The following is an 18,889-nucleotide window of genomic DNA, read 5'->3' as shown; positions in this document are numbered from 1 at the left end:
GCTGGATCACGGGTCACCGGCTATCCGCGCGTTGGTTCCCGTTCACCGTCTCAGGGCAGGGTGGCGGGGTGTCGACAGACCTGCTCGCTGACGTCCTCGCCGGTCCCTGGAGCCTGGCCGCGATGAGCCTGCTCGTGCTCGGGGACGCGTTCTTCGTCGTCGTCCCCGGGGAGATCGCCGTGACAGCCCTCGGCGCGGTCGCGATGACGACCGGAACGCCCGCGCTCTGGGCGGTGGTGCTCTGCGCGGCGGGGGCGGCAGCGCTCGGTGACACCTGCTGCTATCTGATCGGGTGCGTCGTCGGCACCGAGCGCTGGGGCTGGATGAGAGGCCGCCGCATGCGGCAGGCCCTCGGCTGGGCACGCGACCGGCTGGACCGCGGCACGGCCACGGTGCTGTTCACCGCTCGTTTCGTCCCGTTCGCCCGGCTCGCCGTGAACCTCGTGGCGGGCGCCTCCCGGATCCAACCGCCCCGCTATCTGGCTCTCGTGACGCTCGCCGCGACCGGATGGGCGGCATACCAGGCCGCGATCGGCGCGCTCGTCGCCGCGGTGCTGCCCGGCGGCCCCCTCGTCGCGGTCCCGGTGTCGGTCGCCCTGGCCGTCGGTATCGGGCTCGGGGTCGACCGGCTCACGCGAGGGCGGGAGCGGTGACACTCGCCGCTGCTCCTGCCGTGCCCTAGGCTCGGGAGCATGAGCACCGAAGAAGGCGCCGGCTCCTCCTCGGAGGACATGAAGCGCAAGTTCAAGGAAGCGCTCGAGAAGAAGAACGCGCACCACCGGCAGGGCGAGGCCCACCTCGACGGCGATTCCGCCGTGCACGCCGCCAACGCCCCGCAGACGCGGCGCGAGTTCCGACGCAAGAGCGGTTGACCGTGCGGATGCGGGAGCCGGTCCACGGCTCCCGCATCCCTCTCCGCAGACACGGACATGCCCCGCGCCGAAAGGCACGGGGCATGTCGCTCTCGAGAGGCTCCCTGTCATTCTCCGGCGAGACCGCCGAGCATGTGGCCGAACGAGCGCCCCTCACCCAGGTAGGTCGCGGGATCGAAAGGGTCGACGACGGTGGCAGCCTCCCGGCGCGCGACCGCCTCGGCGAGTTCCCTCGCCCCCTTCTCGACGCGCTTCGCCAACGGTGCGACATCGTCTCCGGCGCCGCCCCAGTCGCTCGACGCCGCGAAGACCCCTGTGGAGACGGCCTCGGCGTGCAGGTAGGCGAACAGCGGACGGATCGCGTAGTCGATCGCGAGCGAGTGCCGCGGTGTCCCCGCGTTCGCCCCGATCAGCACGGGCTTCCCCGTGAGCGCGTCCGGGTCGAGCACATCGATGAACGACTTGAACAACCCGGAGTAGCTCGTGGAGAAGATCGGCGTCACCGCGATCAGCGCGTCGGCCGAGACGACGGTGTTGATCGCCGTCTCGAGTGCAGGCGGCGCGAAGCCCGTCAGCATGTTGTTCGTGATGTCGTGCGCGTGGTCGCGCAGCTCGATCACGTCGACCGTGGCCTCGATGTCGCGCTCCGCGAGCGCCTTCACGGTCTCCGCCGCCAGTCGGTCGGCGAGCATCCGGGTGGACGACGGGTTGGAGAGACCCGCCGAGACGACGGCGATGCGACGCGTGGTCATGTCAGGCCTCCTTCCGGCCGAGTCCGAACGCGGCTCCCGCGGGAGCCGGCGTGTCCTGGTAGGGCGAGTCCCCGGTGAGGTTGTCGCCGCGGTTCGCGCCGGGACGCGCCTGCCGGGTGGGTCCGTCTCCGTAGGTCGCCTGCACGCGCGCGGCGTGGGTCGGCGCGTCGGGCACCGTGGACGGGCGGTCCTTCGCCAGCTCCTTGCGGAGCACCGGCACGACCTCGGAACCGAGGATGTCCAGCTGCTCGAGCACCGTCTTCAGAGGCAGGCCGGCGTGGTCGATGAGGAACAGCTGACGCTGGTAGTCGCCGTAGTGCTCGCGCATCGCCGCGTACCGGTCGATCACCTGCTGCGGCGATCCCACCGTCAGCGGGGTCATCTCGGTGAAGTCCTCCATGCTGGGACCGTGACCGTAGACCGGGGCGTTGTCGAAGTACGGGCGGAACTGGTTCACCGCGTCCTGCGACTTCGCCGCCATGAACACCTGGCCGCCGGGACCGACGATCGCCTGCTCCCGCGTGCCGTGACCGTAGTGCTCGAAGCGCTGACGGTACAGCTCGATGAGGCGCTGGTAGTGCTCCTTCGGCCAGAAGATGTTGTTCGCGAAGAACCCGTCACCGTAGTAGGCGGCCTGCTCGGCGATCTCCGGTGTGCGGATGGAGCCGTGCCACACGAACGGCGCGATGCCGTCGAGGGGACGCGGGGTCGAGGTGAAGCCCTGCAGCGGGGTGCGGAACTTGCCCTCCCAGTCCACGACGTCCTCGCGCCACAGCTTGTGCAGGAGCGCGTAGTTCTCGATCGCCAGCGGAAGCCCCTGGCGGATGTCCTGGCCGAACCAGGGGTACACCGGACCGGTGTTGCCACGACCGAGCATGAGGTCCATGCGGCCGTCCGAGACGTGCTGCAGCATCGCGTACTCCTCCGCGATGCGCACCGGGTCGTTCGTCGTGATCAGCGTCGTCGAGGTCGAGACAATGAGCCGCTCGGTCTGTGCGGCGAGCGCGGCGAGGAACGTGGTGGGACTGGACGACCAGAACGGCGGGTTGTGGTGCTCGCCGATCGCGAAGACGTCGAGTCCGACCTCCTCGGCATGCGTCGCGATGGCCAGCGTCGCCTTGATCCGCTCCTGCTCGCTGGGGGTGACTCCCGTGGTGGGGTCGCGGGTGATGTCGCTGACCGACATGATGCCGAACTGCATCGCCTGCGCGCCTGACTGCTCGCTCATGATTGCTCCGTGTTCTCCGAATCGGATGCTCGACATCCGGTTCTATTCATTTGAATGTAATTGGGTCAACGCGTGCAGGGCAACTTTATTCCCGGCCGGTAGCCTCGGAGAATGAGCACCACCGGAGTCGGGACGACGGGGTCCAGCACAGGGCCGGTCGACCGCAAACGCCGACGCGTGCCCTTCTGGGACAACGCGCGGTACGCCTGCATCGTCCTCGTGGTCCTGGGGCACGCGATCCAGCGCCTCATCTACGACTCGGACATCGCCTTCGCCCTCTACCTGGCGCTGTACGCCTTCCACATGCCGGCGTTCGCGATCATCTCGGGCTACTTCTCCAAATCGGGCTCCCCCACCCGGACGCAGATGGCCCGCGTCATCACCGACATCATCCTCCCCTACGTCATCTTCGAGGCCCTCTGGACGCTCACCAAGTGGCTCGTGGAGGGAGAGACCACCCCGAACCCCACTCAGCCCAGCTGGACGCTCTGGTTCCTGCTCGCGCTCGGGATCTTCCGCCTCGTCCTCCCCTACCTCGCCCTGCTGCGCTGGCCGTTGCTGTGGACGGTGGTCATCTCCGTCGGCGCGGGCTATCTCCCGAACGTCGACAGCACCTTCTCGCTCTCGCGCACCCTGGGCCTGCTGCCTTTCTTCGCCCTCGGCTGGTGGCTCAGGGAGCGGAACATCGTCGACCGCCTGCGCCTCCTCGACTTCCGACCGTGGTGGGTCCGGATCACCGCCGTCGCCGTCCTCGGCACCGCCGGGTGGGCTGCGTGGAACTGGCTCCCCGTCTGGCAGGCCACCGATCTGCGGCATTGGCTGTTCTACGAGGCCTCCTACTCCGACCTCGTCGGGGACCAGTGGTGGGCCGGCGGCATCCGTTTCGCGCTCCTGCTCCTCGCCGTCGTCCTCTGCGCCGCGTTCTTCGTCCTCATCCCCCGCGGGTCCTACTGGTGGACCACCTTCGGCCAGTACACGATGTACGTCTATCTCCTGCACTCGTTCGTGCTCTACCCGTTCCGCGAGAGCGGCGTGCTGCGCGACCTCGAGCCGACCTGGTTCTGGCTCCCTGCGGTCACGGCGCTCTCGGTGGTCCTCGCACTGCTGCTCGCGACCACGCCCGTGCGGCGGGTGTTCCGTCCGCTCGTGGAGCCGCGGCCGCGGTGGCTGTTCGCCGATCCCGAGCTCGCGTCGCGGGAAGGCCGCCGCAACGATCCGACCGGGTCCCGGCGTCCGCGATGACAGCCGCCCACCCCGCGTCCGAGGTCAGGGATCGGCTCGTCGCCATCACCGACTCCCAGGGTTTCGCCGCGCACGGGCTCCACGTGCGCATCGGCGAGGACACCGCAGGTCACCGCTGGGCACCCGACGTCCGGGAGGACGTGCACTCGATCGCGAAGGGCGTCTGCGTGCTGGCCACGGCCCTCGCCGCCGACGACGGACTGATCCGCCTGGACGACACCGTCGCCACCCTCCTCCCGGACCACGAGCTCGGCGACGGTGTCGCTCAGGTCACCCTGCGTCACCTGCTGTCGATGTCGAGCGGCATCGACCTTCCGTGGTCCGAGACACTGATGATGGACTGGCCGGATCTGGCCCGCGAGTTCCTGCGACGGCCCTCGCGCGGGCGTGTGTTCCAGTACTCCAACGCGAGCACCTATACCGCGATGACCGCCCTCGCGACCCGCGTGGGCGACATCGGCGACTACCTCTCGACGCACCTCTTCGCCCCGCTCGGCATCGAGGACGTGGTCTGGTCGCGATGCCCGAACGGACGCATCGAGGCGGGTGGCGGCCTGCCGCTCCGCACCGAGGAGGTCGCGCGCCTGGGGCTGCTCATCCGCGATCGCGGCTCCTGGCAGGGTCGTCGACTGGTCGCCCCGGAGTGGATCGACGCCATGCACGAGGACGGCGTCGTCGCGGGCGTCAACCCGGGCTACGACCGCTATGCGCTCGCGGGCTGGCAGGGTCCGGGGCGGGCGTGGCGGCTGCACGGGGCCCACGGCCAGCTGCTGCTGTTCCTCGGCGACGCGGTGGTGACGGTGACCGCTCACGATCACGCCGGAGCGGATGCGTTCGCCGCGGACGCCGTCGCCGTCCTCGAAGACGTCGCCGCCGGCTGAGTCCTGCTCAGGCGAACAGCTCCGCCCCCACGTACGAACCCGGTCGCGCGCCCGGCGGGATCGCCCAGATGCCTGAGCCCACGTGACGGATGTACTCGTTGAGACGGTCGGTCGACAGTCGGCGCTGCAGGCTGATGAACTGGGCGGGATTACGCTGGTAGGACAGGAAGAACAGCCCGGCGTCGAGTCGCCCGAGGGCGTTGTTGCCGTCGACGTAGTTGTACCCACGGCGCAGGATGCGGATGCCGTCGTTCTGCTCGGGATGCGCGAGCCGGACGTGACTGTTCGCATCGATCTTCGTGCCGCGGAAGTCCGGGGCCGTGAACTCGTCACCGCCGGAGAGCGGCGCCCCCACGCCCTTGTCCCGTCCGATGATCGTGTCCTGCTCGGCCAGCCGCACCCGGTCCCAGGTCTCGATGAGCATGGCGATCTTCCGCGCGACGAGGTACGAACCGCCGGCCATCCAGGACGGCTCGTCGTCGGTCGAGACCCAGACGTGGTCCGCGAGCGCCGTGGCGTCGTCGGCGAGGATGTTGGCCGTGCCGTCCTTGAAGCCGAAGAGGTTGCGCGGCGTCGCCTGGCCGGCCGTGGTACGAGAGGTCTTACCGAATCCGAGCTGCGACCAGCGCAGGCGCGCCCGCCCGAACGCGATGCGGCTGAGGTTGCGGATCGCGTGAACCGCGACCTGGGGGTCGTCGGCACAGGCCTGGATGCACAGGTCGCCGTGCGACGCCGCGGGATCGAGGTCGTCCCCGAGGAAGGCCGGAAGCCGCTCGAGACCGGGTGGCCGCTGGGCGGCGAGACCGTAGCGATCGCCGTCCTCGTTCTCGAACAGTCCAGGACCGAACCCGAACGTGAGGGTCAGGCCCGCGGCGGGGAGCCCCAGCGCCTCCCCCGTGTCATCCGGGGGCGCTTCGGCGGGACCGTTCACCGCGCCGCTCGCACTCACCTCCAGGCCCTGCGTCATCCGTGCCGCGGCGTACGACCAGTCCTGCAACAGGGAGATGAGGTCGTCCCGGTCGGTGCGGGGCATCATGTCGAAGCTCGCGAAGTGCAGGTGGTCCTGCACGGGCGTCGTGATGCCCGCCTGGTGCGCGCCGAAGAACTCGTACCGCGACTCGGCGTCTTCCGCGGCTCGTGCGCGTCCGAGCGCCACGCCGCCGGCCGTCCCGGCCCCGAGGCCGACGGCCAGGCCCGCGACCCCGCCGCCGACGGCCAGCCCGAGCAGCCCGCGGCGGCTGAGACCGCCGCCGGAGGGCGCAGTAGGCACCCCCGCTGATGCCTCGTGGGCCTCCGGTTCCGACTCGTTCACGTCCACGCCTACCCGTGCACCGTCGTCAGTCGAGCACCGTGCCGGTGAGCTGCGAGAGCGGCTCCGCCAGGGCGTTGATGAGATCGGTGAACTCCCGCTTGTCCGCTTCGGTCAGCTCGCCGTACCCCACGAAGCCCTCTGCGAGCGAGCCGTGCGCGGCGAGGGACTCCTCGAGGGCGGTGTATCCGGTCTCGATCTCGGAGACGAGGGCCTCGCCGTCGTCTCCCTGCGCCGCGGCGAAGTCCTGCACCAGCGAGAAGGCCATCTTGGAGCCCTCGACGTTCGCGGCGAAGTCGAAGAGATCCGTGCCGGACCACCAGTCCTCCTCGCCGGAGATCTTGCCGGTGGCCACCTCGTCGAGCAGTGCGATCGCGCCGTTGGAGATGCCGCCGATCCCCTGGTCGTCCAGTGCGGTGGTGAAGTCGTCCGAGTGCACGTAGTCGTACAGCTCCTGCACGTCGGCCAGGAGCAGGTCGCCGTAATCGGCGCGCTCCGCGGGCGTGGACGGCGCCCAGTCCTGCCATGCCGGGGTCTCTCCGTCGGCGTTCAGCGCGTCCTCCGCCGGCACCCAGAGGTCCTTCTCGATGCGGTGGAAGCCGGTCCAGTCCAGGCCCTCGGCCACCGCATCGACCTCTCGATAGTCGATCCGCGGGTCGAGGTCCCCGAGCGCCTCGGCGACGGGCTCGATGCGCTCGTAGAACGCCCTCGTCTGTGGGAAGAGCGTGCGGGCGGTCTCATCGTCGCCGGACTCGTAGGCGGCCACGAGGTCTTCCACGGCCGGCACGAGCTGCCCGACCTGATCCTTCACGAACGCCCCGTAGAGATCGACGGCCTTCTGCTTCTGCTCGGCGTCGGGGCCGTCCACCGCCACGCGGTCTCCGGTCACCGTGAACGAGGCCCGGCCGACACCGTCGCCGACCATGCCCGGCTTGCAGAGCGTGAAGTACTCGCCCGGCTGGGCGACCACCGTGAGGGTGCGGGACGCAGCCGGGGCGATGTTCTCGACCTCGCCGACGATCCGCAGACCGTCCTCGGCCAGCAGGTAGAACTCGGAGATCTGGTCGGTGTCGTTCTTCACATCGAACGTCAGCGTCCCGCTCTTCGCGGTGGACGCGGAGACGGCGCAGTCCGTGGCGGTGGATGAGACGTCGAACGCCGCCGTCGCCTGGGCATCGCTCTTCGCGACGCAGCCGCTGAGGAGGAGGACGGCGGTGCCCGCGGCGGCTGCCGCGGCGAGGACCCGGTGCGAGGTGATCATGCTGCTCCTTGCTGTGTGAGGGAGGACGTCGGGGTGGCGGCGGAGGCGCCGCGCGTCGAAGGGCGTGCCGAGCGGGGGCCGCGGAGGTAGAGCCCGCCCACGACGAGGATGTAGAGACCCCAGGCGAGCACCTGCAGCCAGGTCATGGCGGGCATGAAGCCGACCGTGGCCTGCAGGACGGAGGCCAGCGCGCCGCCGGGAGTGATCGCCGCCGACACGTCGAACGCCCAGCCGAACGGGAAGCCGGCCGCGCCCACGGCGACGGCGCCGGTGGCCGGGTCGAGCGGAGCGGCGGCGGTGAAGGGACCGGGAAGTGCTCCCGCCTCCTGCAGATCCATCAGAGCGTAGGCGAGGACACCGGCCGCGACGATCACGAGGAAGCCACCCGTACAGGCGAAGAACCGCCGCAGGTCCAGGCGCAGCGCCCCGCGGGAGATGAGCCAGCCGAGCAGGACGGCCACGGAGAGTCCCAGGAGCGCGCCGAGGAGGGCCGAGGGGGCATCGCCGAAGGACTGCACCATCGACCACAGCAGCAGCGTGGTCTCGATCCCCTCCCGGGCGACGGAGACGAAGCCGATCGCGATGAGCGCCCAGAGACCGCCCACCGTCAGCGCGCGGTCGATGCCGCCCTCGAGGGTCGCCTTCATGGTGCGGCCGGCACGCTGCATCCAGAAGATCATCCACGTCACCATCGCCACCGCGACGAGGGACAGCCCGCCGCCGATCAGCTCCTGCGCCTGGAACGTGAGTTCGTAGGCCCCGAAGGTGAGGATCGCGCCGATGCCCAGAGCGAGGGCGACCGCAAGGCCGACCCCGGCCCACATCTTCGGCAGCGCGTCACGGCGACCGAGACGGCGGAGGTAAGCGACGAGGATGCCGACGACGAGCGCGGCTTCGAGACCCTCGCGGAGTCCGATGAGGAAGGTGGCGAGCACGGGAGACACTCTCTGGCAGGCGACTGAGGTAAGGCATCCCTTACCGACGAGACTCTAGCACCGTGCTCGGCGCCCGCCCGACACCGGCCACCGAAGTAATGGAGTGCAACAGAGCATCCTCGGGCCTCATCCGCGACATAGCCTCGGTCCATGGCTGAACTCTCGCTCCCCATCCTCGACCTGTCCCAGCTCGACGACGGCCCCGAGGCCGCGGCGCGTTTCCGCGACGACCTCCGCGCGGCCACGCACGATGTCGGCTTCTTCTACCTGACCGGCACCGGCATCTCTCCCGAACTGGAAGCGCGGCTGCATCAGGCCGCCCTCGACTTCTTCGCTCTGCCGGAGGAGGACAAGCTCGCGATCGAGAACGTCAACAGCCCGCACTTCCGCGGCTACACCCGGGTCGGCGGGGAGCGGACGCAGGGCAAGGTCGACTGGCGCGAGCAGATCGACATCGGCCCCGAACGCGAGCCGGTCGAAGGGGGCCCCGCCTTCAACCGCCTCACCGGACCGAACCTCTGGCCCGCCGCGCAGCCGGAGCTCAAGGAGGTCGTCACGGAGTGGCACGACACCCTCACGGAGATCGCCCGCAAGCTCCTGCGCGCCTGGGCCCTCACCCTCGGTGCGGAGGAGAACTACTTCGACGAGCCGTTCCGCGATCCGTCCACCCTGATCAAGATCGTGCGATACCCGGGAACGAACGAGCCGGAACCGCAGCAGGGTGTCGGTGCGCACAAGGATTCCGGCGTGCTGACGTTGCTCTGGGTGGAGCCGGGCAAGGGCGGACTCCAGGTCGAGCGTGACGGCGAGTGGGTGTCGGCTCCCCCGGTGCCGGGCGCCTTCGTCGTCAACATCGGCGAGCTGCTCGAGTACGCCACCGGCGGCTACCTCAAGGCGACGAACCACCGGGTGATCTCGCCACGGGCGCCGGAGGAGCGCATCTCGATTCCGTTCTTCTTCAACCCGGCGCTCGATCAGCAGCTCCCGTTGCTCGAGCTCCCTGCCGACCTCGCCGCCGAGGCGACCGGAGTCACCGAGGACCCGAGCAATCCGATCCACGCGACCTACGGCGAGAACGCCATGAAGTCTCGACTGCGCGCACACCCCGACGTGGCGGCCATCCACCACCCTGATCTCGTGGGTGCCACCGCCTGACGGGGTCTCAGAACGACGTCTTGCCGCCCAGGGCGACGATCTCCCGCAGCGCCTGGAGGTGCGCTGCGAAGGCGTCTCGGCCCGTGCTCGTCAACCGCACCCACGTGCGCGAGCGCCCGCCGACGGTCCCCTTGCGCGCGGTCACGTATCCCGCCGCCTGCAGATGGGTGATCGCCTTGCTCAGGGGCGAGTCGCCACACTGCAGCATCTCGCGCAGCGCCGCGAAGTCGAGTTCCATCCCGTCTCCCAAGCCCGCCATGAGCGAGAAGCGGATCGGGGACGCGAAGTTGTCATCCAACCGCGTTCGCGGGTGCGGGACGGCATGGGAGTCAGTCACGTTCCGCACGTCCCGGGATGCAGGTGACCACCGCGAAGCACACGATCACGGCAACCCCACCCCAGACTCCGGCCCACCCCGCATCGCCGAGCACTCCCGCACCCAAGACGAGGGTCACCGGAACGCACGCGGCGAGCAAGAAGACGAGCACATGCGGCCACCGCCACGACGCGCCGATCGCCGGCAGCCCGACCTCCGAGGTCGAGACCGCTATCCACGCCACCAGGCAGAGCATCACGAGCAGCGAGATCGCGCTTCGCAGCACATCGTCCGGCGATCCCGCCAGCATGGTCAGCACTCCGATCGCGATGCCGACCAGGGCGGTGCCCCAACGACGTGGGCCCTTAAGAGCGACGGGACCCGGGCGGGAACGGTGCGAGTCGTTCGACGCTCGGAGGAGCTGCACGACTCCGTGCCCCCCGATGCCGACGAGCACCACGGCGGCGGGAAGGAGTACCACGGCTTCGGGGAGCCGCGTGTCCAGGGCGGCGAAGCCGAACACCACGAGTGCGCCGATGAGAACCGCTCCCCCTCCGAGCAGGAACGGCAATCGTGAACGCGTCATCCGCCACTGCAGCCCGGTGCGCTGCGCCATCCCGCTGGACAACTGCCCCCACACGAGGAAGGTGAACAGGACGATCTGCGACGCCAGCACATCGCCGCGCCGGAGAACGAGTGCGAAGGCGACGAGGTAGGCGGCCGTCACCACCGCGTTGCCGATCTCCAGCCGCGCGAGGGCAGGCCGGTCGACCGCGCGATCGCGGCGCTCGACCACCGCCTGGGCCGCTGCCAGGTACTGACTGGCGGTCTCGGAGTCCGGCGGGGCCAGAGGGTCCTGACCAGCGATCGGTTTCTGCTCCATCGTGGCCTCCCCGACTTTCCTGGTGGAAAGCTCTAGAACTTTCCTACCGGAAAGTGATGGCCAGGACAAGTCCGGACATGACGAAGGCCGCCCCACACCGTGGGGCGGCCTTCTCAAGAATGTTCTGCGCGATTGAACGCTGGGTCCGTGGTGCCTTATCGGCGAAGACCAAGGCGTGCGATCAGCGAGCGGTAGCGCTCGATGTCGACGCTCTGGAGGTAGCCGAGCAGACGACGGCGCTGACCCACGAGCAGGAACAGACCACGACGCGAGTGGTGGTCGTGCTTGTGCTCCTTCAGGTGCTCGGTGAGGTCCTTGATGCGCTGCGTCAGCATCGCGGCCTGCACCTCGGGGGATCCGGTGTCACCGGGGTGCGTCGCGTACTCTTCGATGATCGCCTTCTTGACGTCTGCTTCCAGTGCCATAGATTCGATCCCCTCTCTGCTTGTTGCGCGGCGCCCGACGCCTGATGCGTGAGCTCTCTTTATCCGCGGCCGATCGAACGGCAACCTGACGAGTCTACCAGCCCGGACGACGAGCGCGGGACACCGCCTCCCGATCGGTCGGCCGCGGTCGACTAGGCTCGAGAGGTGCAGAAGAAGATCGCCCCGTGAGCTCCCGACGCGGCCATCTGATCGACCTCACCCCGCTGAAGGCGAGCCCGGCCTTCGCCCGGATGTGGATCGGCTCGACGCTCGCCGGGATCGGCGGTCAGCTCACCATCGTGACCGTGATGCTGCACGTGTTCGAACTGACCGCGAGCACGTTCGCCGTCTCGATGATCGCCGTCGCCGGCCTTCTCCCGATGGTTCTCGCAGGCCTCTACGGCGGCATGCTCGCCGACGCGTTCGACCGCCGGCGGGTCGCGCTGATCGCGGCCACCGTGACCTTCGCCTCCACCGCGCTCCTCGCCGCGCTCACGTGGACCGGGACGGAGACGATCTGGTGGCTGTACGCGCTGAGCATCGTGAACTCGGCGGCGAACTCCGTCGGGATGGCCACGCGGACGGCGATCGTCCCCCGACTCATCCCCCGCCGCATGCTCGCCGCCGCGTCCGCGCTCAACGGCGTCGCCTTCGGACTCACGGTCATGGCCGGCCCCGCCCTGGCCGGACTCCTCGTGGCCCTCACCGGATACGGCTGGACGTACACGATCGACGTCGTGCTCATGCTGTCGATGTTCCTCGGACTGTGGACCCTTCCCGCATTGCGCCCCGAAGGCGACATCGTGCGCCCCGGCCTCGCCTCGCTCGTCGACGGCTGGCGCTTCCTCCGCCGGGCGGGCAACATCCGCATGCAGTACGTGATGGACATCATCGCGATGACGTTCGGACAGCCGCTCGTGCTCTTCCCGGCACTCGGCACGGTCATCCTCGGCGGCGGGGCCTTCACCACCGGCATCCTCACGGCGGCGGTCGCCGTCGGCACCTTCTCCTCGAGCCTGTTCTCCGGGCGCGTGGTGCAGTACCGGTGGCACGGCCGCGGCATCGCCCGCGCGGTGGAGGCCTACGGCGCCGCCATCGCGCTGTTCGGCCTCGTCCTCCTGATCGGCGCGTTCTCCGCGACGCCTGCCGGAGAGGACCGACCGCACGTCGCACTGATCGTCGCCGCCTGCGTGGCGCTGGCCCTCTCCGGCGCGTCGGACAACGTCAGCTCGATCTACCGCAACACCATGATGCAGGCGGCGGTGCCGGACGCCATGCGCGGACGCCTGCAGGGCCTGTTCGTCGTGGTGGTGACCGGCGGTCCCCGTGTCGGTGCCCTCTACGCCGGGACGCTCGCGACGCTGACGTCACTGTGGTTCCCGCCGCTGCTCGGAGGGATCATCGTGATCGCCCTCGTCGCGGTCCTCGCCCGGCGGCATCCTCGTTTCCGCGGCTACGACGCAGAGAACCCCGAGCCCTGACGGGCCCGGGGTTCACAGAGTCTGCGCGTCAGTCCTGCTGCAGCGCACCCTGGAGGTCGAGCGTGATCGTGACGTCCTTGCCGACGAGCACGCCGCCGGTCTCCAGCGCGGCGTTCCAGGTGAGGCCGAAGTCCTCGCGGTTGATGACGGTCTTGGCGGAGGCGCCGGCCTTGTAGTTGCCCCACGGGTCGCTGCCGAAGCCGCCGAAGTCGAGCTCGAAGGTGACCGGCTTCGTGATGCCGCGGATGGTGAGGTCGCCGTCGACGAGGAAGTCGCCGCCCTCGACGCGGGCGCCGGTCGAGACGAACTCCATGGTCGGGAAGTTCTCGGTGTCGAAGAAGTCGGCGGAGCGGAGGTGCTGGTCGCGACCCTCGTCCTTGGTGTCGACGGAGGTCACGTCGACGGAGGCCTCGACCTTGGCTTCGAGGGGGTTCTCCGGAGCCACGAGCGTCGCGCTCTTCACACCGAAGGTGCCGCGCACCTTCGAGATCATCATGTGGCGGACGCTGAACGTCACCTCGCTGTGGGACGGGTCGAGGACCCAGGTGCCGGGGCGGTAACCGGGGATGTCGATGCTGCTCATGATTGCTCCTCAGGAGACGTCGGCCGCGGCGGCGGCGAAGGGATGGCACCGCGATCGTCCGCGGCACCCTTCCGACAACATACATTCACTCGCATGTATTCCCGTGACGAACAGAAATGTCTCGACATGCAGAAGCGCCCCGCACCACGGGGTGCAGGGCGCTTCGGAGCGACGAAGTCAGCCGACGGCGACGAGATCGATGATGAAGATCAGCGTCTTGCCGGAGAGGAAGTGTCCTCCCCCGGCCGGGCCGTACGCGAGGTGCGGCGGGATGATCAGCTCGCGGCGGCCACCGACCTTCATTCCGGGGATGCCGTCCTGCCAGCCCTGGATCAGGCCGCGGAGCGGGAACTGGATGGTCTCCCCGCGACCCCACGACGAGTCGAACTCCTCGCCGGACTCGAACTCCACACCGGCGTAGTGGACGGTCACGGTGTCGCCGGGCTTGGCCTCGGCGCCGTCACCCTCGATGATGTCGCGGATGACCAGTTCTGCGGGGGCAGGGCCGGTCGGGGCGTCGAACTCGGGCTTTGTGCGATCAGTCATGGCTCCATCCAACCCGACCGTCGCGCGGCCGGTCAACGCGACGGCACCTGCTCACAGCGAACACCTCGCCGAGGGACTCCGCTCCGAAGTCCCCCGGGGCTCTTGACAGTTCGCGGGACGCGGGTGCACCCTGGTGGCAGATCAACTCAGCGCCCGGGAGACATGCAGGCATCGCCGCAGCACCGGGCGCTGAGTCTGTCTGCGGGGGCGCCGCTCAGTAGGCCAGCAGCGCGGCGCGTGCCGCCCTGGTCCGGATCAACAGGGCACGCTCGTCCTCGACGGCGAGCGGGTCTCGTCCGGTGATCGCCCGCTGGCGGACCGCGGCCAGAGCCGTCGCATCCTTGATGAATTCGCGCATCAGCGGCCGGCGGTCGCCGCGCAGCTGCGCGGCCCAGGCGAGCCCCACCTTGCGCCCGGCCGGCGTGGCCAGCATCGTGACCTCCTCCGGCGTGAACCAGCCGGCGGCCGCATACTCGGCCAGGCGGGCCCGGGTGAGCCGCGCCTCCTCCCTGCGCAAGGCGATGATCCCGAGGATGAAGCCGATGAACAGCGGCACCTGCAGGGTGAAGTAGAGGCCGAAGAAGTCCGCGAATGTGGCCGATCCGTTCCACAGCGCGTGCAGGAGGATCGCCCCGACCATGCCGAGCAGGCCGGCCCCGGCGGCCGCTCCGGCGGAGGCGTGCCGGCGGGCCACGAGGCCGATCGCGAATCCGGTCAGCGAGGTGAACATCGCGTGCGCGAACGGCGACAGCACCGCCCGCACGATGAACGTGACGCCGAGCTGCTCTCCGCCGCCCTCGATGAGGCTGATGGCGAAGTACTGGATGTTCTCGGTGAACGCGAAGCCTGCGCCGACGAGCGCCCCGTAGACGACGCCGTCGACCGGCCCGTCGAAGGACCGCCGCGCGAGCAGGAAGATGAGGAAGACCCCGAGGCCCTTCCAGAACTCCTCGACGATGGGGGCCTGGACCACCGCCGAGAACTCCTCGGACCGGATGCCCAGCAGCATCGTGAGCCCGATGTCGACGAGGAGCGTGAGGCCGACGGCGGCGACCGCACCCCAGGCGATGGCGAACGCGACGAGGCGCTTGGGCTCGGGCTCCCAACGGTCGATCATGCGCACGCCGAGGAAGACGATCGTGAGCGGGATCACAGCCAGGACGAGCCCGATCACCGAGGCGGTCGGGCCGAGGGCCCAGCCGAAGTAGCCGATGAGTGCGAGCAGGAGGAAGCCGAGGAAGCCGAAGAGCCACAGCGAGATCGTGCGGCCCTTCTTGTTCGGCACCGGGAGAGCCGGCAGCGACTCCGCGGGCGACGGCGCCACCGGCGCCGGCGGTGTGTAGGGCGTGGGTTGCGCGAGAGCCGACGCATAGCCCGGCTGCTGTCCGTAGGACGGCGGCAGGTAGGGCGATTGCGCGTACTGCGCGGCGGAGTACGCCGAGGGCTGTGGCGGTGTCCCCGCCGGGGGCGTGTATCGCGCGGGCTGCTGGGGGTCGGACGGTCCTCCGAAGGTCATGGTCAAAGCTTATGGGGCACAAGCATCCGCGCCGGGCTCTGGGGGCTTCCTCCACCCGACCGGCCGCAGGCACCCGGTAGCGTAGAACCATGCGGTTCGCTCACCTGCGCCGTCCAGACTCCTCCCGTGCGGTTCTCGCCGTGGTGGAGGGCTCGGACGCCATCCTCGTCTCCGATCTCCTGTCCGACGCGCCTGCCACCCTGCAGCAGCTGATCGAGCGAGGGGACGCCGGACTCGACGAGCTCCGCGCCGCCCTCCGCGACGGCACGGCCCCGCGCCACCCGCTGACCGACTGGGGTTTCGCCTCCGCGGTCATCGCGCCGCCGGCGGTGCTCGCCGTCGGGCTCAACTATGCCGCCCACTCCAGCGAGCTCGGCCTCAAGACCGACGCCGCGCCGACCGTGTTCACCCTGTGGCCCAACTCGCTCACCGGTCACGATCAGACCACCTCCTGGCCGCGGAGCCTCAGCGAGGCCGTCGACTACGAGGCCGAGCTGGGCGTGCTCATCGGCACCCCCGCGAAGGACGTCCCGGAGGCGGACGCCCTCGCGCACGTCTGGGGTTATACCGTGGTCAACGACATCACCGCCCGGAACATCCAGTTCTCCGAGGCGCAGTGGTCCCGTTGCAAGTCGTTCGACGGCTTCACCCCCACCGGCCCGTTCGCGGTGACCGCCGACGAGATCGCCGACCCGCAGGACCTCCACATCTGGACCGTCGTCGACGGGCACACCGTGCAGGACGCCAGCACCGACCAGATGGTGCGTTCGGTGGCGAAGCTCATCGCGCACCTCTCCCAGTCGCTCACGCTGCTGCCCGGCACCCTGATCTCGACGGGCAGCCCGGGTGGCGCCGGCTACTCCCGCGACCCGCAGATCTTCCTCCGCGACCGCTCGACCGTCACGGTCGGCATCGACGGGATCGGCGAGCTCACGACGCACTGCCGCATCCTCGACTGACTCGGACGCGACGAAGGGGACGGGAGCTGCGAGCTCCCGTCCCCTTCCCGTATCCGGTCGACGCTCAGATCTGGATGAGGTCGTCCGGGGTGACGATCGGGATGGCCGCGGTGACCGCCTCCAGGCCCGACAGGCGGGCAGGAGAGAGCTGCTTGGTCACCTCGTCGCGGGACATGAGCCCGGCCTCGACCACCAGGTCGGCGACGTTGCGGTTGGTCAGCAGAGCCGTCTTGGCCAGAGCCGCGGCCGCCGCGTAGCCGATGAAGGGCGTGAGCGCCGTGATGACGCCGACCGACGCGCCGACCATCGCGCCCAGCCGGTCGCGGTTGGCGGTGATGCCCTCGACGCAGTTCACGCGCAGCGTCCACATGGCCTGACGCATCCAGGTGATCGACTGGAAGATCGAGTGCGCGATGACGGGCTCGAAGGCGTTGAGCTGGAGCTGACCGCCCTCGACGGCCATGGTCACCGTCATGTCGGCGCCGACGACCGCGAAGGCCACCTGGTTCACGACCTCCGGGATCACCGGGTTGACCTTGCCGGGCATGATGCTGGAACCGGCCTGCCGTGCGGGCAGGTTGATCTCGCCGAGGCCCGCCTGCGGACCGGACGACAGCAGCCGCAGGTCGTTGCAGATCTTCGAGAGCTTGATGGCGTTGCGCTTGAGCGACGACGAGAACGACATGAAGGCGCCCGTGTCGCTCGTGGACTCGACGAGGTCGGTGGCCGTCTCGAGGTCGAGCCCCGTGATCTCGCGCAGGTGCTTCAGCACGGCCGGCGCGTAGTCGGGGTGGGTGGTGATGCCGGTGCCGATGGCGGTCGCGCCCATGTTGATCTCGAACATGAGCGAGGCGTTCTCGGTGAGGCGGCTGTGATCCTCGCCCAGGGTCGTGGCGAAGCCATGGAACTCCTGGCCGAGAGTCATGGGCACCGCGTCCTGGAGCTGGGTCCGGCCGACCTTGAGGATGTCGTGGAACTCCCCCGCCTTGCCGAGGAACGCCACGCGCAGGGCGTCCAGTTCGTCGAGCAGCGAGCGCAGCGTCAGCGAGAGGCCGATCTTGACCGCGGTCGGGTAGACGTCGTTGGTCGACTGGCTGCGGTTCGTGTGGTCGATCGGAGAGAGGAAGGCGTAGTCGCCCTTCTCGCGTCCGGCCATCTCGAGCGCGATGTTGGTGATGACCTCGTTCGCGTTCATGTTCGTCGAGGTGCCGGCACCACCCTGGATGACGCCGACCGTGAACTGATCGTGGAACTCGCCGTCGATGACGCGCTGCGCCGCGCGGTCGATGAGGTCGGCGCGCTCGGCGTCGAGGACCCCGATCTCCTTGTTGGCCCTCGCGCTGGCCTGCTTCACCATCGCGAGCGCGATCACCAGTTCGGGGTACACCGAGATGGGGCGCTTCGTGATCGGGAAGTTCGCGTCGGCGCGGGCGGTGTGGATCCCCCAGTACGCCTCGGCGGGAATCTCCATGCTCCCCAGCGAATCGGTCTCGGTACGGGTATTGGCGGGCGCGGCAGAAGCCATGTCACATCCTCGTGGGTCGTGGCGAACGGAAAGGTCGGGGGATGCGTCCAGTCTACGCCGGTCCCTGCGGGGGTTTTCTGGAGAACGCCTCCAGGCGCCCTTCCGGCGTCAGCGCCGCCATGCGGGCGACCCACTCCTCGGAGAAGTAGTCGCCGGTCGGCGCATCGACCACCGGGACGACGGTGTGCGTGATGGTCTCCGGCCGCACGTGCACGAGCTGGAACGCCTGGGCGGCGTCCATGCCGTTCACCTCAGACGCGGGGCGCGCGACGTTCATCGTGTAGCAGGTGGCGGACGCCACGCTCACCGGGACGCCGGCGAACAGCCCGTGCGAGGAGTAGTGCAGGTGACCGGCGAGGATGCCGCGGACGTCGGTGCCCCGGATGACGGCGGCTAGCTCGTCCTGATGCCGCAGCTCGAGGATGTCGAACAGCGGCAGATGGCTGGGCAGCGGCGGGTGGTGCATCGCCAGGAGCGTGCCGTGCGGCGCCGGCTCGGCGAGGACCTCGGCGAGCCACGCGAGCTGCGCCGGGTCGAGGTCGCCGTGATGCCACCCGGGAACGCTCGTGTCGAGGGCCACCAGACGCAGCCCGTCGAGATCCCACACCCCGGTGACCGGCTCTTCCGTGGGCTCGGCATCGAGGAGGACCTCGCGCAGCACCGGGCGCTCGTCATGGTTGCCCGCGACCCAGACCACGGGAGCGCCGAGTTCGGCGGCGACCGGCTCGATCGCCGCACGCAGCCGGCGGTACGCATCCGGCTCGCCGAGGTCTGCGAGGTCCCCGGTGATCACGATGGCGGCGGGAGCGGGATGCACGGCGCGGATCGCCTCGAGCGTCCGCGCGAACGTGCGCTCGACGTCGTACCGTCCCCCCAGCGCCGCACCTCCGGCGAGGAAGTGCGGATCGCTCACATGGATCAGGACGTGGGAGGCGGGGGCGTACCGACCGAAGACCGGTGGTGTTCCCTTCGCTGCGGACATGTCCTCAGCCTACGGCCGGTCACCGACGCACCCGGCGC

Annotated in this window: 20 protein-coding genes; 7 read left to right on the top strand and 13 right to left on the bottom strand. The window is 69.6% G+C overall.

Features of this window, described 5'->3' with window-relative positions:
• Window positions 1-68 precede the first annotated feature (68 nt).
• Both AB0310_RS03325 and AB0310_RS03320 read left to right on the top strand, forming a co-directional pair.
• Complete coding sequence (locus AB0310_RS03325; RefSeq protein ID WP_366236580.1) at window positions 69-653, top strand: DedA family protein; 585 nt, start codon at window positions 69-71, stop codon at window positions 651-653.
• A 39-nt stretch (window positions 654-692) separates the two neighbouring features.
• Window positions 693-872 (top strand): DUF5302 domain-containing protein, encoded by a 180-nt coding sequence (locus tag AB0310_RS03320; RefSeq protein ID WP_136052140.1) that lies wholly within the window; start codon window positions 693-695, stop codon window positions 870-872.
• Between the two features lie 107 nt (window positions 873-979).
• Here the strand turns inward: AB0310_RS03320 and AB0310_RS03315 are convergent, their stop codons facing one another.
• Together AB0310_RS03315 and AB0310_RS03310 are read right to left on the bottom strand one after the other, a co-directional pair.
• Window positions 980-1,624, bottom strand: a complete 645-nt coding sequence (locus tag AB0310_RS03315; RefSeq protein WP_268776441.1) for an FMN reductase — start codon at window positions 1,622-1,624, stop codon at window positions 980-982.
• 1 nt (window position 1,625) lies between these two features.
• Window positions 1,626-2,852, bottom strand: a complete 1,227-nt coding sequence (locus AB0310_RS03310) for an LLM class flavin-dependent oxidoreductase (protein WP_366236579.1) — start codon at window positions 2,850-2,852, stop codon at window positions 1,626-1,628.
• 111 nt (window positions 2,853-2,963) lie between these two features.
• Here AB0310_RS03310 and AB0310_RS03305 point away from each other — a divergent pair, with 111 nt between their 5' ends.
• Together AB0310_RS03305 and AB0310_RS03300 are read left to right on the top strand one after the other, a co-directional pair.
• A complete protein-coding gene (locus AB0310_RS03305; protein WP_268776443.1) occupies window positions 2,964-4,094 on the top strand; it encodes an acyltransferase family protein in 1,131 nt (376 codons plus the stop codon).
• Complete coding sequence (locus AB0310_RS03300) at window positions 4,091-4,975, top strand: serine hydrolase domain-containing protein (RefSeq protein WP_366236578.1); 885 nt, start codon at window positions 4,091-4,093, stop codon at window positions 4,973-4,975. Before AB0310_RS03305 ends, AB0310_RS03300 begins: the two co-directional genes overlap by 4 nt.
• 7 nt (window positions 4,976-4,982) lie before the next feature.
• On the opposite strand, the gene efeB is transcribed toward AB0310_RS03300, so the two are convergent.
• From efeB to efeU, 3 genes are all read right to left on the bottom strand, one after another.
• On the bottom strand, window positions 4,983-6,245 hold the full coding sequence (efeB, locus tag AB0310_RS03295) for an iron uptake transporter deferrochelatase/peroxidase subunit (RefSeq protein WP_366236918.1): 1,263 nt from the start codon (window positions 6,243-6,245) through the stop codon (window positions 4,983-4,985).
• Window positions 6,246-6,312: 67 nt separating this feature from the next.
• The gene (efeO, locus tag AB0310_RS03290; protein WP_366236577.1) at window positions 6,313-7,545 is read right to left on the bottom strand and encodes an iron uptake system protein EfeO; all 1,233 of its coding nucleotides are present in this window, start codon (window positions 7,543-7,545) and stop codon (window positions 6,313-6,315) included.
• The gene (gene efeU, locus AB0310_RS03285; protein WP_366236576.1) at window positions 7,542-8,480 is read right to left on the bottom strand and encodes an iron uptake transporter permease EfeU; all 939 of its coding nucleotides are present in this window, start codon (window positions 8,478-8,480) and stop codon (window positions 7,542-7,544) included. The genes efeO and efeU overlap by 4 nt, the downstream gene beginning before the upstream one ends.
• A gap of 150 nt (window positions 8,481-8,630) precedes the next feature.
• Here efeU and AB0310_RS03280 point away from each other — a divergent pair, with 150 nt between their 5' ends.
• On the top strand, window positions 8,631-9,635 hold the full coding sequence (locus tag AB0310_RS03280) for an isopenicillin N synthase family dioxygenase (RefSeq protein WP_187663866.1): 1,005 nt from the start codon (window positions 8,631-8,633) through the stop codon (window positions 9,633-9,635).
• A 7-nt stretch (window positions 9,636-9,642) separates the two neighbouring features.
• On the opposite strand, the gene AB0310_RS03275 is transcribed toward AB0310_RS03280, so the two are convergent.
• The 3 genes from AB0310_RS03275 to rpsO all read right to left on the bottom strand — a co-directional run bounded on the left by AB0310_RS03275 (window position 9,643) and on the right by rpsO (window position 11,259).
• Window positions 9,643-9,972 carry a transcriptional regulator gene (locus tag AB0310_RS03275; RefSeq protein WP_366236575.1) on the bottom strand — a complete coding sequence of 110 codons (330 nt, stop codon included), beginning with the start codon at window positions 9,970-9,972 and terminating at the stop codon, window positions 9,643-9,645.
• The gene (locus AB0310_RS03270) at window positions 9,965-10,834 is read right to left on the bottom strand and encodes a hypothetical protein (RefSeq protein WP_366236574.1); all 870 of its coding nucleotides are present in this window, start codon (window positions 10,832-10,834) and stop codon (window positions 9,965-9,967) included. Before AB0310_RS03270 ends, AB0310_RS03275 begins: the two co-directional genes overlap by 8 nt.
• A gap of 155 nt (window positions 10,835-10,989) precedes the next feature.
• Complete coding sequence (gene rpsO, locus AB0310_RS03265) at window positions 10,990-11,259, bottom strand: 30S ribosomal protein S15 (protein ID WP_017203073.1); 270 nt, start codon at window positions 11,257-11,259, stop codon at window positions 10,990-10,992.
• Window positions 11,260-11,444: 185 nt separating this feature from the next.
• Between rpsO and AB0310_RS03260 the strand changes: the two genes are divergently transcribed.
• Entirely contained in the window at window positions 11,445-12,740 is a 1,296-nt protein-coding gene (locus AB0310_RS03260; protein ID WP_366236573.1) for an MFS transporter, read from the top strand.
• 28 nt (window positions 12,741-12,768) lie between these two features.
• On the opposite strand, the gene AB0310_RS03255 is transcribed toward AB0310_RS03260, so the two are convergent.
• From AB0310_RS03255 to AB0310_RS03245, 3 genes are all read right to left on the bottom strand, one after another.
• A complete protein-coding gene (locus tag AB0310_RS03255; RefSeq protein ID WP_187663862.1) occupies window positions 12,769-13,323 on the bottom strand; it encodes a YceI family protein in 555 nt (184 codons plus the stop codon).
• Between the two features lie 177 nt (window positions 13,324-13,500).
• Entirely contained in the window at window positions 13,501-13,869 is a 369-nt protein-coding gene (locus AB0310_RS03250) for an FKBP-type peptidyl-prolyl cis-trans isomerase (protein ID WP_025103196.1), read from the bottom strand.
• Window positions 13,870-14,083: 214 nt separating this feature from the next.
• Window positions 14,084-15,385 (bottom strand): PrsW family intramembrane metalloprotease, encoded by a 1,302-nt coding sequence (locus tag AB0310_RS03245; RefSeq protein ID WP_268776448.1) that lies wholly within the window; start codon window positions 15,383-15,385, stop codon window positions 14,084-14,086.
• An 89-nt stretch (window positions 15,386-15,474) separates the two neighbouring features.
• Between AB0310_RS03245 and AB0310_RS03240 the strand changes: the two genes are divergently transcribed.
• Window positions 15,475-16,344, top strand: a complete 870-nt coding sequence (locus AB0310_RS03240) for a fumarylacetoacetate hydrolase family protein (protein WP_315637021.1) — start codon at window positions 15,475-15,477, stop codon at window positions 16,342-16,344.
• 64 nt (window positions 16,345-16,408) lie between these two features.
• Here AB0310_RS03240 and AB0310_RS03235 read toward each other — a convergent pair whose 3' ends face one another.
• Window positions 16,409-17,869 carry an aspartate ammonia-lyase gene (locus tag AB0310_RS03235; RefSeq protein WP_187663860.1) on the bottom strand — a complete coding sequence of 487 codons (1,461 nt, stop codon included), beginning with the start codon at window positions 17,867-17,869 and terminating at the stop codon, window positions 16,409-16,411.
• 52 nt (window positions 17,870-17,921) lie between these two features.
• Window positions 17,922-18,851 carry a phosphodiesterase gene (locus AB0310_RS03230; protein WP_187663859.1) on the bottom strand — a complete coding sequence of 310 codons (930 nt, stop codon included), beginning with the start codon at window positions 18,849-18,851 and terminating at the stop codon, window positions 17,922-17,924.
• Window positions 18,852-18,889 lie beyond the last annotated feature (38 nt).

Source organism: Microbacterium meiriae (assembly GCF_040702565.1).
Classification (GTDB): Bacteria; Actinomycetota; Actinomycetes; order Actinomycetales; family Microbacteriaceae; genus Microbacterium; species Microbacterium meiriae.
The sequence above is the reverse complement of the archived record's forward strand: the minus strand, read 5'-3'. Positions and strand labels throughout refer to the sequence as shown.